The 16,122-nt window shown below is 65.6% G+C and carries 14 protein-coding genes; 4 read left to right on the top strand and 10 right to left on the bottom strand.

What is annotated here, in order from left to right; all coding sequences use genetic code 11:
* Window positions 1–87 precede the first annotated feature (87 nt).
* Window positions 88–963: a hypothetical protein gene (locus ACQPYA_RS00250; protein ID WP_433530624.1), complete on the top strand. Its 876-nt coding sequence runs from the start codon at window positions 88–90 to the stop codon at window positions 961–963.
* Here ACQPYA_RS00250 and ACQPYA_RS00245 read toward each other — a convergent pair.
* The 3 genes from ACQPYA_RS00245 to ACQPYA_RS00235 all read right to left on the bottom strand — a co-directional run bounded on the left by ACQPYA_RS00245 (window position 926) and on the right by ACQPYA_RS00235 (window position 2,972).
* Window positions 926–1,725, bottom strand: a protein-coding gene (locus ACQPYA_RS00245) for an IS5 family transposase (RefSeq protein ID WP_433533714.1) whose coding sequence is annotated in 2 segments (ribosomal slippage) — window positions 926–1,389 and window positions 1,389–1,725 — 801 coding nt in all. Because the reading frame shifts where the segments join, the coding sequence is not laid out codon by codon here. The two genes, ACQPYA_RS00250 and ACQPYA_RS00245, sit on opposite strands and share 38 nt — an antisense overlap.
* 433 nt (window positions 1,726–2,158) lie before the next feature.
* Entirely contained in the window at window positions 2,159–2,563 is a 405-nt protein-coding gene (locus ACQPYA_RS00240; RefSeq protein ID WP_433530623.1) for a hypothetical protein, read from the bottom strand.
* A 142-nt stretch (window positions 2,564–2,705) separates the two neighbouring features.
* Complete coding sequence (locus ACQPYA_RS00235; protein ID WP_433533713.1) at window positions 2,706–2,972, bottom strand: transposase domain-containing protein; 267 nt, start codon at window positions 2,970–2,972, stop codon at window positions 2,706–2,708.
* 418 nt (window positions 2,973–3,390) lie between these two features.
* Here ACQPYA_RS00235 and ACQPYA_RS00230 point away from each other — a divergent pair, with 418 nt between their 5' ends.
* Together ACQPYA_RS00230 and ACQPYA_RS00225 are read left to right on the top strand one after the other, a co-directional pair.
* Complete coding sequence (locus ACQPYA_RS00230; RefSeq protein WP_433530622.1) at window positions 3,391–5,436, top strand: ATP-dependent nuclease; 2,046 nt, start codon at window positions 3,391–3,393, stop codon at window positions 5,434–5,436.
* Window positions 5,423–7,303, top strand: coding sequence for a UvrD-helicase domain-containing protein (locus ACQPYA_RS00225; protein WP_433530621.1), 1,881 nt, complete (start codon window positions 5,423–5,425; stop codon window positions 7,301–7,303). Before ACQPYA_RS00230 ends, ACQPYA_RS00225 begins: the two co-directional genes overlap by 14 nt.
* Window positions 7,304–7,348: 45 nt before the next feature.
* Here the strand turns inward: ACQPYA_RS00225 and ACQPYA_RS00220 are convergent, their stop codons facing one another.
* The 7 genes from ACQPYA_RS00220 to ACQPYA_RS00190 all read right to left on the bottom strand — a co-directional run bounded on the left by ACQPYA_RS00220 (window position 7,349) and on the right by ACQPYA_RS00190 (window position 15,174).
* Window positions 7,349–9,874 carry a BsuBI/PstI family type II restriction endonuclease gene (locus ACQPYA_RS00220; protein ID WP_433530620.1) on the bottom strand — a complete coding sequence of 842 codons (2,526 nt, stop codon included), beginning with the start codon at window positions 9,872–9,874 and terminating at the stop codon, window positions 7,349–7,351.
* A gap of 302 nt (window positions 9,875–10,176) precedes the next feature.
* Window positions 10,177–10,452, bottom strand: coding sequence for a hypothetical protein (locus tag ACQPYA_RS00215; RefSeq protein WP_433530619.1), 276 nt, complete (start codon window positions 10,450–10,452; stop codon window positions 10,177–10,179).
* Between the two features lie 313 nt (window positions 10,453–10,765).
* Window positions 10,766–11,425 (bottom strand): GNAT family N-acetyltransferase, encoded by a 660-nt coding sequence (locus ACQPYA_RS00210; protein WP_433530618.1) that lies wholly within the window; start codon window positions 11,423–11,425, stop codon window positions 10,766–10,768.
* 13 nt (window positions 11,426–11,438) lie between these two features.
* On the bottom strand, window positions 11,439–12,932 hold the full coding sequence (locus ACQPYA_RS00205) for an APC family permease (protein WP_433530617.1): 1,494 nt from the start codon (window positions 12,930–12,932) through the stop codon (window positions 11,439–11,441).
* A gap of 44 nt (window positions 12,933–12,976) precedes the next feature.
* Window positions 12,977–13,606, bottom strand: coding sequence for a GOLPH3/VPS74 family protein (locus ACQPYA_RS00200; protein WP_433530616.1), 630 nt, complete (start codon window positions 13,604–13,606; stop codon window positions 12,977–12,979).
* A 620-nt stretch (window positions 13,607–14,226) separates the two neighbouring features.
* Window positions 14,227–14,481, bottom strand: coding sequence for a hypothetical protein (locus ACQPYA_RS00195; RefSeq protein WP_433530615.1), 255 nt, complete (start codon window positions 14,479–14,481; stop codon window positions 14,227–14,229).
* A gap of 339 nt (window positions 14,482–14,820) precedes the next feature.
* The gene (locus ACQPYA_RS00190; protein ID WP_433530614.1) at window positions 14,821–15,174 is read right to left on the bottom strand and encodes a helix-turn-helix domain-containing protein; all 354 of its coding nucleotides are present in this window, start codon (window positions 15,172–15,174) and stop codon (window positions 14,821–14,823) included.
* Window positions 15,175–15,349: 175 nt separating this feature from the next.
* Between ACQPYA_RS00190 and ACQPYA_RS00185 the strand changes: the two genes are divergently transcribed.
* Window positions 15,350–16,120: an XRE family transcriptional regulator gene (locus ACQPYA_RS00185; protein WP_433530613.1), complete on the top strand. Its 771-nt coding sequence runs from the start codon at window positions 15,350–15,352 to the stop codon at window positions 16,118–16,120.
* The last annotated feature ends 2 nt before the right edge of the window (window positions 16,121–16,122 follow it).

Here is a 16,122-nt window from a genome sequence, read left to right as displayed (position 1 = left end):
CCGGTGTACGGTCAAGCTTCTCGTACGCACAGGGCGCACCTTTCGGCGCGAGGCGTAGGCGATTGTCGAGTCTGAAGGTTGCCGGACATGGCTGTGCTGGAAACCGTTCTGCGGAAGGCTTTGGCGGGCGCCGCCCGCTTCCTGCCGCAACTGACCTGCCGGGCCGAGGCTGCGTTGATCGCGGACCACCGACCGATCACCGGCACGGGAAGTCTGGACGGACACGGCGCCGCCTTCTGGCTCAAGGTAGCCGTCGCTCCGAACCACTCGCCCGACGCCCTTGATCCGGCCGAGTTCGTTAACCGGGCCGGCGAGCTGGCGAAAGAGTTCTTCGCCGACGAACCCTTCTATGTCGATTACTCCGGCAGCGCCGAGCTTCGCCTGATAGCGGGGACACCTCCTGAGCAGAGCCGGCCGGGCACCGCGCACGTGCTGCGGATCTTCCCGAATGGCCTGGTCGTGCTCCAGTGGGTGCTGCAAGCGACACGAATCCCGGGCAGCGAGCCCAGCTTCGAGCTCTCGCTGGATGAGATCGTTGCCGTCCTGCGCCGGATGTACGAACTCGCCCACAGCCGTCAGTTCGCGTCGACCCACCGTCGCCGACGTCTGGTGTGGCAGCGACTCGACTGGCGTGTCGGCCTGTCGTCGTCTATCACCGGCGACCAAGGCCCCATCTTCTGGCGGCGCCTCACCTCCTCGGAGCGCCTACCCGACCGGGCCGCGAACAGACAGAACCCGCACTGCCCGTACGACGGCTACGCCGCCGCAGCGATGAACGACCGCAAACTGACCGACTCCGTCGGGCTCACGTTTAAGCCCGCCCTGCAGGACTGTTTCATTTCATCCGGGTACAGCGGCAAGATCACCGAGGCCGTGGCAGGAGCGCTTGAAACGCCTGCCATGGACGCAATGCCATTAAGAGGTCCTAACTCTTTGAGCGTTGGAGTCGGCGCCAGCAGATGATGGCGCAGGCGAGAGTCAGGAACGCTTCGTGGATGTCGTCGCGGATCTCCCAGCGGATGCGGAGGCGGCGGAACCAGTGCAGCAGGGCGATGGTCTGCTCGACGACCCAGCGTCGGGTGCCCAGTCCTGAGCCGTGGCCGGTGCCGCGTCGGGCGATGACTGGGGTGATGCCCTTGGCACGTAGGTCGCGGCGGTAGCAGTCGTAGTCGTAGCCGCGGTCGGCGTAGATGCGTTCGGGTCGTTGCCGCGGCCTGCCGCGAATGCCTTTGATCCGGGGGACCTTGTCGACCAAGGGCAGCAGCTGGGTGACGTCGTGGCGGTTGCCGCCGGTCAGCGCTGTGGCGAGGGGGATGCCGCCCGCGTCGGTGATGACGTGGTGTTTCGAGCCTGGCTTGCGGCGGTCGACCGGGCTCGGACCGGTTTTGGGCCGCCCTTGAGCGCCCGGACATGGGAGCCGTCGATCACCGCCCGGGACATGTCCAACTGCCCGGCCGCCCGGAGCCTGCCGAGTAGCACCTCATGCAGTCGTTGCCAGACACCGGCGTCGTTCCAGTCCCGCAACCTACGCCAGCAGGTCATCCCCGACCCGAACCCGAGCTCTTGAGGCAGGTACTCCCACGGAATCGCGGTGTAGAGGACGAACAGGATCCCGCACAACACCTTGCGATCGTCGAAGGGCTTGCGGCCCGGGTAGCGGTGCCGGCGGGGTGGTCGGGGCGGCAGCAGCGGCGCGATCTCGGCCCACAACTCGTCCGAGACGATCCACGGCGGCTGCTCACCCCTGCTCACGTTCAGACAGAACGACCCTCACGTCCCGAGGACACGCCCAACATCATTTAGTTAGGAACTCTAAGTTAGGGCGTCTGGGCAGGCCAGCCTGGGCGTGGCAGGTCCCTTGTGACGAGTGATCCGGTCGGTGGGTCGTTTGACCCGGTAGGAGTTGTGGCGGGCGCGTTTGATGACGCGGGGGCAACTGCGGTCGCGTCGGGGCGGGTTCGGCTGGTGGCGGATCTCGGTGAGCGCGTCGTCGACAGCGGTGGAAAGGTGCTCAGGGGGTAATGGCCGCCTGGTCGGTGACCTGGCGGCGCACGACGCGTAGGCCTTTGACGAACGACATGCGGTCGGGGTCGCAGCCGGCCGGGTCGGCGGCTTCCAGCAGCAGTGCGCGGATGGAGTATTGGGCCAGCAGCAGTCCCTACGCCTGCTGTTCGACCAGGTCGGGGACCTTCGATCGGAGGACTTCGCCGCGGCCGCGCAGGTCCGTTTTGATCTCGTCCAGAGCGGACTCTTCTTCCCAGCGCTGCTGGTAAGCAGCCGCCAGTTCCATCGCGGGGACCTCGTAATGGTCGGTGAGGGTGGTGACCACCGCGATGAGTTCGCCGTCGGGGTTGCGGTCCGGGACGGTGTACTCGACCACCCTGACAAGGCGGGCGAGATCGGCGAGTACTGCCCCGACGATCGCGTGGCTGCTGCACTCGGCCAACGCCGCGATGTGCAGTTTTGGGTACGCCGACGCCTTCGGCCCCGACCCCACCCGGCCGAAGCGTTCCACGTTGGCCGGGGTGTCGGCCACGTCGACACTGGTCGCGTCGATCGCCATCAGCCGGCGCCGGGCCAGCCAGGCGCCCTTCGTGCCCGGTCCGGCCAAAGGCACGCACGCCCTGTCGAACAACATCTTCACCGGCTCGGCGCCCAGCCGCTGACGTGCCTGGGTGATCGCCGACGCCGTCGGGACCTGCCAGTCATCGTCCCCAGGAACCGAGTCTGCGCAGGTTACCCACCAGCCGGCGCATCACCTCGTGAGAGGACTCGACGCAGAACAGCCCCATCGCGATCACGTAACGGATCATCACGTGCGCCGGCAGCCGCCGGATCCGCTTCTCACGCCGCCCACTGCGGTTGAGTACCTCTTCCAGCAGATCCCGGTTGAACCGGGCCGACACCACCCCGAGCCCGATGTGATCGGTCAACCGGCCCTGCGGCCGCAGCGACTCCACCCCGGACGACATCACGCCACGGCACGGTACCGGCCGGGCCGCCCCCTCGTCAGCTCACCGCCCTGACCAGCACTGATGCCCTTAACTAAACGGCATTGGCTTCAGGCCCAGGCTGCCCTCGGGCCAACCGAACAGAGACATCTGGATCACGCAAAACCCCACCGTCACGCATGGTCGTTGCCCGCTTGCTGTTAGCTGGCCGGCGGGCCTGCGCGCAACAGGAAAGCGCAAGTGCGACGCCACGCGAGTCGGCCCATCACCTTGGCGCCCTCCGGCCGCCCTTCCGGGACTTTGGCCCCGGGGTCGGTACCCTCAAAGAACCGCGATAGATCACCGTCGCACAGTAGGTGCGACGCGCTCGCCCTACCGGTTGATACCTACGAGATCACTTCGGGGTCGGAACCCGGAGACGTGATTAAGGGGCGAACTGATGTCCTCCTATCCTGGAGACGCTGACGATGCCGCCGGCCATGGTGTGGCTACCAAGTCGGCCGGAGCCGGGCTGGAATCGGGATCCGACCTCGGTCCGGCGACGCCTTTGCCGGTGTTCTTCCTCCACGACCTGAGGGTGGCCGGATTTCGGGCGATTTGTGACTCTACATTCACGTTTCAGCCTGGCCTCAACGTCCTTATCGGTGCAAACAACGCCGCGAAGACCGGCGTCATTGACGCGCTGCGCCTGCTGCTGAGCCTTGGAAGTTTCGAGAACCGTGAGGATTCGATCCGGCTGCGACCGACCGACGTGTGCGTTGACGGCAAGGATCCCGGTCCGCGACAGATTTCTCTTACGGCAACCTTCTATGGACGTACCGGCTCGGACGTCACCAGTCGGTTCTATGAGATGTACTGCCCAGGTGAGTCCGCGGCCCTTGAAGGAAAGGCGCGTGCGAAGTATTCGGTGTTCCGCCTCGACTACAAGGTGGACTTCCGGTGGAACGCCGGCAAGGCGAAATACGAGGTCGATCGGGGCACGCTACGCGGTGGTCCAGGCCTCGGTAACCCGGTGTCGTACCAGGTCATGGACTCCATGCGGGCGGTGTATCTCGCACCGCTGCGGGATCTGACCAACGATCGGGCGCGGGTAGGTGCAGAGATCGAGAAGTTGCTCGTCAGTCACACGATTGCCGGGCGCGAGTCCGACCGCACCGACATCCCAGTCAAGATGCGGGATGAGTTCATAAAGCTAGTCAAAGAGGTCACTGCGGACGCCCATCATGAAGCAGCGAGTTCAAGTCTGGCCGCCTATGCCAAGCCTTACCGCATGCCGGACCGGTCCCTCAGTTTCACGCCGTCGGGCATCTCCGATGATTTGTTCCGGGCGATGACGCCTGTGTTCGCGCACGGCCTGCACGGCGTGGAGGGCCTGCCCCTGAGCAGTAACGGGCTAGGCGTCAACCAGTTGATCTACGCCAGCATCGTGCTGTCGCGCCGCGGCGAGGCCGGGGCCGAAGGGCAGGCTTATCGGTTCTTCCTGATCGAGGAGCCGGAGGCGCACCTGCATCCACAGCTTCAGGATTCCTTTTTCCACGCGCTCAACCGGATCACCGACCACCAGATCTTCGTGACCTCGCATTCGCCGACCCTGACCGCCAAGACCGACGTCGACAAGATCATCATCATGCGACGGGAAGGTCATGAGGGATCCGTGCTGCCGTTGCATCTGGCTTACCAGTTTCGTGATCATCCGAATGACAAGCGGTACCTGCACAAGTTCCTCGATGTCACGAGATCGCAGCTGCTGTTCGCGCGCGGGGCCGTCTTTGTCGAGGGCGTCACCGAGGCGATGTTGCTGCAGCGTTTCTCCGAGCTGATCGGCTACAGCCTGCGAGATCACGGGATCGAGATCGTGGCGATCGGATCCAGCAACGGGTTCGGGCATTTCCGTCCACTGTTCGACGCCGTCGTAAACCCGGACTACCGGGCGGTGTTCATCACCGACGGCGACGAGAAGCCAGCGGAAGTCAAGACCGATGACGACTTTAAAGGCGACGTCGATTTCGTCTTGGACCAGGGCCTGGTTCCCGAGGGTGCGACGGCAACCGCGATCGGGTACGGCACCCTTGAGTTCGGGCTGCTGCGGGCCGCCATCGCCGGCACTGGGCATCCCCGGATGTTGGCGATCCTGCAAGACGCGCTTTGCGCTGCCGCACCCGAAGCCGTGGTCAACGCCGGCAAAACCGAGCATTTCGTCCGAGACTTTTTGGACCACGAGCGCCCGGCTCTGGCCTACCAGAAGATGAAAGCCAACACGCGAGGCGGGCCCCTCAACGACGACGCGTGGTACGCGGGCTGGCACACCAACGCCTACTTTAAAGCTGCCAAGTCGGACTTTGCCTACCACCTCCACGCGGCACTTCAGTCCCTCACTGACACCGAAGCCCGCAAAGCCTTCAGCGTTCCGAAGTACATCAAGGACGCCATCCGCTGGGTCGTCGGCGCCGACGTGACCAGGAAGGAATCCGATGCCGCTCAGTGAGGAGCAGCGCCGTACCCTGTGGGACGCCGATCAACAGCCGCTGCGCGAGCTGGTCGCGCTCGCAGCCCGGCCGGGGACCGGCAAGACAACCACCGTGACCGAATACTGCCTCAACCTGGCGACCGACTGGGCAACAGAACACCAGCCCTGGCAAGGCATGGCTGTCCTGTCCTACACCAACGTCGCGAAGGATGAACTCCAACGGAAGATTAACAACCAGCCGGCCGGCGCCGTGCTGCTGCGTCAGCCGCACTTCGTCGGAACCCTGGACGGCTTCATCAACCAGTACCTGTTCCTGCCTTACGGAGCGGAACCTATGGGGTACGCGGGCGGTCGGCCTCGCCTCGTCGGCGAGCCCCACAGCCAATGGATCTCACCGTTCTCGTTGAACAGGAAGCGGCCAGCGGGCGCCTACCAGACACCTTGGTTCGACGCCTATACCTTGGGGGCCGACAGCCGGCCTATCCGAGTCGACCGGCAAAACCGGAACTGGGGCGGGGGCGCCCAGAAGCCGGTTCCAGTCCCGGACGATGGCAACACCTCGAAGATCGAGGCGATGAAGCGGTACGTGTGGGCCACCGGCGCCGCTACACAAGCGGACGCCAACTTCCTCGCCCAGCAGGCGCTTTCCCGATCCTCAGATCTGGCCGAGGCCCTGGCTTGCAGGTTCCCGGTCATCGTGATCGACGAGGCCCAGGACATGACGGAAGTCCAGCACACGATCCTCGATCTCCTTATAGCGGCGGGACATCGGCACATCGTGCTCGTCGGGGACCAGAACCAAGCCATCTACGAGTGGAACACCGCCCGCCCGCAACTGTTCGCCGGCCGTTCGGCTCCCGGCTCAGGCTGGCGGGCCGCCGTGCTCACCGAGAGCTATCGCTGCAGTCCCACTATCTGCGCAGCCCTTACCAATCTGGCATCAGACGGCGCCGAGCTGCGCAGCGCGGACTCCGGAAAGAACAAGACCTACCACGCCCCCGTCGAGATCTTTACCTACCAGGATAAGTTGATGGCAACCGCCGCGCGGCAGACGGTCCTGGCGCTTGCCCAGCACCTGCAAGCTACGGAACCTCACGACGGCAACCCCGATCAGATCAAGTCGATCGCGGTTCTCACCCGTGGTGTCACTGACGCGCAGATCCTCGAAGCCGAATTCCGCGGGCTACGCACTCAACGCAACGAGCCCTGCCCGCTGAGCTTCACCACGCGCGACTTCCTCCGAGTGATCTACCACCTCAAGAGCCGCGACATCTACGCCGCCGTTCGTGCCTACGAATCCCTACTCATGCGAACCGGCGAGCACCGCAGTGTCATCGAGATGCGGGCTGCCCTGTGCCGCGACTGGAACTGCAGCGACATCAGCTATCGAAAAACGCTCTTTACCGATATGAGAACGCTGTGGACCGCCGCGTCCAGCCACCCTGACATCCGCATCTCTCACGGCGCGTTGTCCTCGGGCGCGTCGCTGCTCGCCCTCCCCCCAGCGACTCTGAAGTCGATTCGCGAGGAGTGCTCCGTCGCGGACGCAGACGATCGCCTCGTTGGGACTCTAGTTATACCGGCCGGAGAACAGCAAGGCTACGCCGTCGAAGGCGCCGACCAGGTCTCAGTGAGTTTCTCAACGACACACAAGGTCAAAGGCGAAACGTACGATGGTGTCGTTTTCATCGCACGTAAGCAGGTCTTCGCCTGCGGTTGTCCCCGATCGACGAACTCATGGGCCGGCATCCTCACCCATAACATCCTCGACTGCGAGACCAAACGCATCGCCTACGTCGCACTCTCCCGAGCCGCGCAACGTCTGTCCATCGTTGCCCCCGACGACGCGGTCGAGCCGTGGAGATCAATCACCGAAGGCGGCTAGGCGATCGTCGTTGCCCGGACGCTCTCCGCTTGTATTACGGCGAGGTCATGCTTCGAGCGGGTAGGGGCCGAGGAACCGCTCGCCGTTGAAGTGGATCATGTGGGTGGGGTTGTCCGCACACCACACTTCGGTTTCCCAGGAAATCTGGTGAAGATACTTCCGTGCGTTTTGTCGGCTTGGGAAGCAGGTGACGAAAACAAGTCCTGCGGTGCTGCCTGCGAAGAGGGTGCGAAGTTCGGCGTGTCGTTTGGCGTCGATGGGTCCGTGCTTAGGGGCGGCTTCCAGCAACACTAGCCAGTCCCTGTCTGGCATGTACACGATCAGGTCCGGGATCTTGCCGTGGGGGTCGAGGACCACACCCAGGTCGGTTAGGGCCTTCTCCTCGAAGACTGACCACTTGTCTCCGGCGTCGCCGACGTAGAGCACGATGCCGCCTGGGGTGAAGTAGCTACAGAAGTCCCTGATCATAACCTCGAGGAGTTCATTTTGACCGCCAGGGCTGAGACTGACTGATCGGCCGCCAGGCAGCACAACAGGAATACGACGCATCTTCCTCTCTGCGGCGTAGGCGTCTAGTTGTCCGGGGAGGTCGATCAAGTAGTTCCTGATGTTGGCGTCGAACTCGGCGCTACTATAGGAGCGGATAACGGCTAGAGCAGAATCGCTGATTTGATAGCACCAGTGCGGCGAGTTGATGGGCCGATCGGGCCGGTCCGGGTTCTGAACCACCAAGCCGGCAGCGGCGAACTGATGCAGGGTCTGCCGGCGGATCGTCTCCCGAGTGTTGGGCTTGTAGTCACGGCCGTAGTGCTGCCGGAGGAAATCCATGATCTCCACGGTGCGCAGCATTGGGTTGGTGGCCTGCGTCCACGGCTCATCGGGCAACAGGCCTAGCAGTGCCCGCAGTACGAGCGCGGAGCGTTCGTTGCACCGCTCGGCATCGAAGTTGAAGGTCTTCAGTAGCTCCCGCGCCTGCTGCACCGACTCCGGCACCTGATTCACATGTCCTCCCCGCTGCGTGGCGTCTACTCCGGCGAGGACGTGCTGGTGCACCAGCACGTCGATCTCCTCTTGGGTGGGCCAGTGTCCTCGTTGGACATTCTCGCCTAGGCGGCGCAGCTGAGCGGAGTCGGGGTAGCGGAGGTTCCGCAGGTCCGTGGCGTTGACCTGGGTATGGCCGCTGAACTGGCGGAAATGGGTGTCAAGAAGGTTGGAGTTCAGCCAGACCGCGAGGCCGTTGGCCAGACTTTCGTCGAGGCCATCGCCGTTGTTGTGGAACACGTTGAGATGATTCTCGATCCCGACCTTGTCGCCAGGCAGGTCGGCGGGGTGGATGACGGTCGCCACGACACGGCGGGTTTCTTCCTTTGAGGAGAAGCGCTTGACTAGCACGTACACTCCGGCGGGCAGCATGAGGCTGGCGGTGGAGTCATCGTCGACGATGGCGTTAGGCTTGCGGTAGTCGGGAAGCGGCCACCGCACTTTCCCATCCCTCAGGTGACCTGGATAGATCAGCGGGACCGTGTCACCGTCTGGCATGGCGCGCAGAGCCTGCTTGGCGCGAAAGTCCACAACCTTGCCGGTAGAGACCTTCAATCCGAGATCGGCCAGGCTGGCAGGCAGGCTAGCAAAGAGGCTCGCGGCCTGCCCGTCCTCGACGTCAGTGGGGACATGCAGGAATACCTCTGGGTCGTCGGGTTTGACGATCTCTGTGTAGTCCACCAAGTGCTCGTGGACCGGGTCCGCGTAGCCCCGAGAGGTAGCGACCGCGACCTTGTCGGGGCGGTGACCCCGCGTCGCGGTCAGGATGATGTTCTCTTGCAGAACTGACAGGTCAGCGAACAGCGCTCCCCGGTCTTGGAACACGCTGATCCGGTCGATACCCAGCCGAGCGAATAGCCAGCTGCGAAACGACCTGAAGTACGTGCCGTTGGCGAAGCTGCGGGGGGTGATCGCAACCAGCTGACCGCCTTCTGCCAGTAGCGACGCCGAGAGGGCGAGGAACGCCGCGTATAAGTTCGGCACATCCAATCCGAGCTGACGCAGCGCCGTTCGCACTGAAGACGTTCTCCCGACCTTCCGATAGGGCGGGTTCTGGATCACCAGGTCGAAGCGTGCGGGCTTCTCATGGAATCCGATGGCGCTGCCAGCGTGGTCACTCGCCCATTCCACGAAGTCAGCCTTCACGATCACGAAGTCAAGATCACCCCCAGCAGCTTTAGCGGTAGCCCGGCAGTCTTGCAGAGTCGCTTCAAGCTGCTGGTGAAACGTTTGCTCCACCTCGACCGCGGTCACCTCGATCCGTAGGCCAGGGCACTCACGCAACACCCGAGCGACCAGCGCCGCGGTCAAGGACCCCGAACCTGCTCCCGGGTCGAGTAGCCGCAGAACCCCGCGTTCCGCCAGCCGCGGTTCGGTCGCGATACGCTCGGCCACCACCTTCGGGGTGAAGTACTGGCCGAGCTTCCGTTGCTGGATCGGGTCCATGTCCTGCATCAGGGCATCACGTCGAGCCTCGACCCGGGACAGGAGACCATCGATGACCAGGTCGAGTTCGGGATGCGATGGCACGTCGCGCAGCCTACTGCGTCTGGCTGCGCTGATCGTGGTGCCACCACAAGGAGTACTCAACGTGCTTGAGGTGTCGCTCCATGCAAACCCTTCTCTCGGCCGCGACGTCTGCGCCCGGATCTCCACCACCTGGCCGTCGCCGGCCCCGCCACGTCCTCCACTAATTGCCTCCAACTCAGGCGGCGTCGCCGAGGTAGCCCGGGTGCGGGTCACTTGCAGGCGAGGGCGGCGATCGAAAGGACCCCGCCGAGGGCCGCCGCCCTGAGGGGTCAGCCCTCGGGACCGGGTGTCAAGGTGGTGGCTCAGCCTGCCACCGTGGTGGGCGGAATCGGTCGGCTGGCGCGACGTAGCGGCCACAGTCGCGGACCGCCGTGCAGGCGCAGGGGTGTTCCCGGGTGGTAGCCCTGTCCGGTCAGGTAGTTCCGGGCCGTGATGGTGGCGACGGCGGTGTCGATCGGGTGCCCGATCTGGTCGACGTGCTGGTGGTGATTGGCGAGCAACGCCCGACCGATGCCGTGGCGGCGGGCGCCCGGGACGAGCCAGTGGCGCGCGGCACCGGTCCGGTGGCGGCTGCCCACGGTGTGCAGGCGTTGGAAACGCGGTAGGGCCAGTGAAGGTGCTCGGGTGATAGTCAGACAGCGACACCGGGTGGTAATGCCACACGGCAACGGCCGTCATGTCGAGCGCGACATCGACATGCCCCCCATTCCACGGCGTGGTCGATCTCCATGGCGAGCAGCCCGTGGAAGACGTGCTCTCGCTCGGCCGGGTCCGGGACGAGCCATTGCGCGACCGGGTCGGTGGCGGTGGTGTCGGTGAGTAGCGCGGCAATGGTGGCCACGTCGCCGGCCCGCGCCGGTCGGATCGGTTGCGCGATCATGGAAGCGGTGGTCACAGCGACCGCCTGCGTGGCCTGGTGCGCGGGAACGGGGTCCGGCCGCCGGTGGTGGTGGGGGCGCCGCGCCACATCCGCCAGATGATCGGCCCTTCGGCGGGCAGCACGATGGTGGGGCCTGCGGTGTAGCCGAGGCGCAGGTAGAGCCGCCGGTTACTCGTGTTGCTGGCTTCCAGGTACGCCGGCAGGCCGAGCTGGTCGAGACGGCGGTGATAGTCGGCCAGCAGCGCGGCGCCGATGCCGCGGTTCTGGCGGGTGGGGTCGACGGCGAGGTAGGCGAGGTAGTGGTGCGGGTCGTCGGGGTGGAAGGCGTCGAACATTTCCTCCAGCAGCACGAACTTCGGCGCGTACACACCCGCGATGCGCTCCAGCGCCTCCAGCCGCTGACGGGTGTCGGTGGGGGTGGGTTCGAGGCGGGGGTACCAGATGGCCGCGGCCGTCTGGTCGGAGGTGGTGTAGACCTGCCCGTGTTCCACGCCGTGGTAGAAGGCGTCGCGGAAGTACTGGTAGTAGACGGTGCGCCGCTCGTCGGCGTCGGGAATCAGCCATTCCGCGAGGGGACCTTCGTGGAACGCCTCAGCGAGAACGCCGATCAGCGGCCCGGCGTCGGCCTCAGTGGCGGGGCGGACGAGCAGATTGTTGTTGGTGACGGTCACAACTTCTCCCTGTTTAGGCTGGTTGACGGACGACGTCGGAGGCGCGCAGCGGGCCGGTGCCGCTGTCCGCGCCCAGGCCGACTGCGCCGTACACGTCCGGATTGGTGGAGCGCAGCACCAGTGCCCACGCGATGCCAAGCAGCGCGGCGGCGGCGTACGCGGCGGGGAACGCCCAGCGCAGCGGCGAGTCCGGCGCCACGCCGAGCAGCGTGGCGAACTCGCGCAGCGTCACGGTGAGGATTCCGCCGAGCGCGACCGTCGCGGCTCCCGGCGCGATCACCGACCGCCACGCTCCTTCTCGATGGGTGGTCCGGGCGAAGAATCCGATGACGGCGGCGGAGGTGACGGTCATCAGGATCAGCACCCCGAGGCCACCGGTGACGGTGACCCAGAAGAACAGGTGCACGATCGGATCCGCCCCCGCCACGGCATAGCCGACGAGCACGGCGAACGCGAGCCCGCTCTGGGCGAGGGAGCCGACTTTGGGTGCGCCGGTGCGGCGGCTGGTGCGGCCGAACACGGCAGGCAGCACCCGTTCGCGGCCGAGGGCGAACAGGTACCGGGCCACGGTGTGGTGGAAGCTGAGTAGGGCGGCGAACAGGCTGGTGATGAACAGGACCCGGGCGATGGTGATGACGCTGTCGGCCAGGTACGGGGACACCAGGTTGAAGATGAGGTCGGTGCCGTCGGTGCGGGCCGCCTCGACGATGCGGTCGGGGCCGGTCGCCACGGACATCGCCCACGCGGACAGCCCGTAGAGCAGGCCGGTCACCGCGACGGCGATGTACGTGGCGCGCGCGATCGTGCGACGGGGGTCCTTGGTCTCCTCGGAGAACACCACGGTGCCTTCGAAGCCGACGAACCCGGTGATCGCGGTGACCAAGGCGGCTCCGATGCCGGCGGCGAAGATGTGCGACGGGGCTAGGGTGTCGAAGGTGACGCTCCCGTCAGCGGGGTTGGTGACCATGATGGCGTCGAAAGTCAGCGCGACGACGCACTCGGCGATGAGCACCACGGCGAGCACGCGGCCGTTGAGATCGATCCGCGCGACACCGAGCCCCGCGACCACTGCCCACACCGCGAGGGCGCACATCCACCAGGTGAGCTGCCAGCCGTACCGGTCGTTCAGGAACTGCGCGGTGACGGCGCCGGCCCCGCCGTAGAGCCCGATTTGCATCGCGTTGTAGGCCAGCAGCGCGACCATCGCGGCGCCGACGCCGGCCGGGCGGCCGAGGCCCCGGGTGACGTAGGTGTAGAAGGCGCCCGCGTTGACGATCCGCCGCGACATCGCCACGTAGCCGACCGCGAACAAAGCGAGCACCGCCGCGACGACCAGGTACGACACGGGGATGCCGGTGACGCCGGTGACCGCGTACCCGGTGGTCGCACCGCCCGCGACGACGGTGAGCGGCGCGGCGGCGGCGATGACGAAGAACACCACCGACGGGATACCGAGCCGCCCACGGGCGAGGACGGCGGAGACGGTGTCGGGTTTCGAGTGAGACATCAGTTCTCTCTCAGCGAAGGGGGATGGATGGGGTTGGGTCGCACTCAGGAGGTGCGGTGACTCAGCACGGCACCGCCGACGACGGCACCGAGATCGGTGAGGAGGTCGCGGAGCGGCTGGGGGGCATGTTCGAGCAGTTGGCGCAGGAACGCCCGGGTGGCGAGGGGCGTGCCGTCGAGCAGGATCGGATCGAGCTGGGTATGTAGCGCCAGCCCTGCGAGGACCAGGTCGAAGGCGTTGAGTGTTTGGTAGTTGCGGAGCTGGTAGGAGAGGCGAGCCCAGGACCAGGCGGCGGTGTTCATGTCAGTGGGGACGTGGACGGTGCGTTGGCGCCACAGCCGGCCGACCTGCTGCTGTTGTAGGAGCCCGAGCTGCCACATGCGGGTCGCGACCTGCTCGTAGGCGGTGGTGCCGAGGAACGCCAACCATGTCCGGGTCGCGGTGTGACGGGGCTCAGCGACCAGCCGGTCGAGGACCAGATGTTGCAGCCAGTCCTTCGGCGGCGAGGCGTTGATCACCCGCACGTGTCGGCCCTCGAACGTGATCCGGCCCTCGCCGTACAGCTCGCCTAACAGCGCGGCAGCCAGGCCGTGCGCCGTCGCGGACTCGAACAGGCGGGGGCGGCCGGTCTGGTCGTCGTGCGCCAGGTAGAAGAACTCGTCAGCGAGACGCATAGTGTTCGCCGTGGCGGCGCTGCCGACGGCGCGCACCGGCCGAGCCGGCTCTACTGGTGCCGCGTGCTCGCGCAGGTGTGGGGCGTAGTCATCGGCTGCGCCGGGGGGTGTGGTGTTCACCGCGGCTGGCCTTCCTGGGTCGAATCGTCAGAGGTGATGGGAAACCCGAGCTGCCGAAGGAGCTCCGGCCACCCGGTTGGCGCCAGAGTTCCTCGATCGCCCAGACGTGCTGCCCGCACCCACCGTCCTAGCCGTGGAAGCAGGGTGCCGTCGTTGCGATGCTGAAGCGCCGTGTTGCGCGCCGACTCGAAGCGGTCGAAGGGACGGTCGCTGTCGTCGGTGCCGCGGTCATGGAATGGCGAGTTGGCGGTGTAACGCGGCGACGTTGACCCGCACCTCCATGCACGGCGGGTGCCGGTCGACGTGTGGGTAGTCGCACTCGGGTCGGTGACCGAGGACCCAGATCCACTCGTCGCTACGATTCGGAAGGTCGCGAAAGGCGGCCAGAGTGACAGCTATCGAAGTACCGGGGGTGAGGTCGCGACCGTAGGACCAGTCGTTCGGATCGAGCCGAAGCAGGGTGCCCGGAGTGACGTCGGGGAGGGGCCGAGGACTGCGGTTCACGGCTGAGTCCTCCTTTGCTCCGAACGCGGGCGCAGGCCGATGCGGGGGAGGGGCCGGTCGAGCCTTGCTCGATAGGTGTGCTTGTTCTTGGCAAGATCGGTGGGCGATGCGGTGTAGTCGCCGCTCTTGCCGGTGGGCGCAGGTCCACCACCGTGGGCGTAGGGCGTCGCAAAGCCTTCGCATTCGATGCCGAAGGGCTTGAACGACTGCTCGCCGTCACTGGGCACGAACCACTTGATGCGCACTGCCATCGCCTTCCTGGGTGGTTTGAGATGCGCGGCCGGGCCCTCCCCGGCACCGACCGCACACCCGACCGATTGAATGCCTTGGCCCGTTCCCCTTTGGGGAGGCATGGGCCTGCATCCGGCTCACGAGCGGGACTTATCCCGCAGGTCCTACTCCGTCAGCTCGCGCCGACTGTGCCCTAGCAGCAAGTCCGCTCGTGTTTGGCCCTGCCGCCCGAGGTTTCCGTATCGACAATCGCTCTACGGGTAGGCCAGAACCAACCCCACCGTGGTGGCCCATCGTGGACCTCGTGGTGGCAGTTGCAAATCTGACGCGACCAGAGGTCCCCCGATTCCGAGTGGGTTTCAGGGGCCATATGCCAACCCCATCAGGCCACGCGGGATTTCTAGCCCTGTCGCAATGCGTTCGAGTACGTCGTACGACATGACCCGCTGATGCCTACGGATCACTGCGCGAACCTGGTTCTCCGTGGTGCCGGTAGCGGCAGCAAGTGCTGACTGACTCCAACCACGCGACTTGAGGAAGCGATACACAGTGCCGATGTCACGTTGACGTAGCGCGGCAGTCAGAGGCCGGTCCTCAAAGCTGCCGACGGTCCACCAGCGCGGGTCGACGTGACCATGGGGCCGCCAGCCGGCGTCGCTCAGCGGCATTTCCGCAATCACATCTACGCGGCCGGCGGGCGCTTTAGTGATCATTATGGGCTCCGGAACATGAGGTAAGGGTTCGCTACCTGCTCAGCCGCTAGGCGGCGGCTCTCCCCATCAGACCGTTGCTCGCATGGATGCCGTCACCACCCGTTAGGGACTTTCGCGGACGTCTTGATGGTGATATAAAGGCCCCCATGCGTCCCTCTGTCGCGCTCAAAGCCTGATGCCGAACGAGCGCCTGCGAGGTGCCTTGTCGGCCAAGGGGCTGACCACACAGCGATGCGCCGAGTTAATCGGAGTCGACCCGAAGACGGTGGAGCGCTGGATCACGCGTGACCGTGTGCCACACCGCGCTCACCGCACTGCCACTGTGGACCTGCTCGGCGTTGACGAGACGTATCTATGGCCATCCGTCGCGGACGATCCCAGGGTTACATCCGCCGGGCGGGCCGAAATGGTCGAGTTCTACCCGTCCCGCTCCGCGGTGCCGCTCGAGCTATGGCGTTCGTTGATCGAGCAGGCGCGCGAGTCGGTCGACATCCTCGTCTACGCCGGCCTGTTCCTTCCCGAACTCCACGACATCACCCGGCTCGGCGAGCGAGCACGGCAGGGTTGCCGGATACGGGCTCTGCTGGCCGACCCGAATGGCGCCGGAGTACGTCGCCGAGGAGGAGAAGAGGGGTTCGGTATCGGACTCGCGCACCGCGTGCTGCTGAGCTTGCGCTACTACGAGCCGATCCTGACCATTCCCGGCGTGCAGTTACGTCTGCACGACACGACCTTGTACGCTTCCATCTTTCGTGCGGACGAGACGATGCTGGTCAACACGCACGTGTACGGCTCCACCGCCGCCCACAATCCAGTCTTGCACCTGCGGCGCGTTCCTGGTGGTCGTGTCGTTGACCACTACCTCACCAGCTTCGACCGAGTCTGGAACCAGGCAAAACCCACAACGAACATTGATGCGGTGATAGCCGCCTTCGACGGGAGATGACG

The sequence above is a fragment of the Micromonospora sp. CA-263727 genome (assembly GCF_050942455.1).
Classification (GTDB): Bacteria; Actinomycetota; Actinomycetes; order Mycobacteriales; family Micromonosporaceae; genus Micromonospora.
The sequence above is the reverse complement of the archived record's forward strand: the minus strand, read 5'-3'. Positions and strand labels throughout refer to the sequence as shown.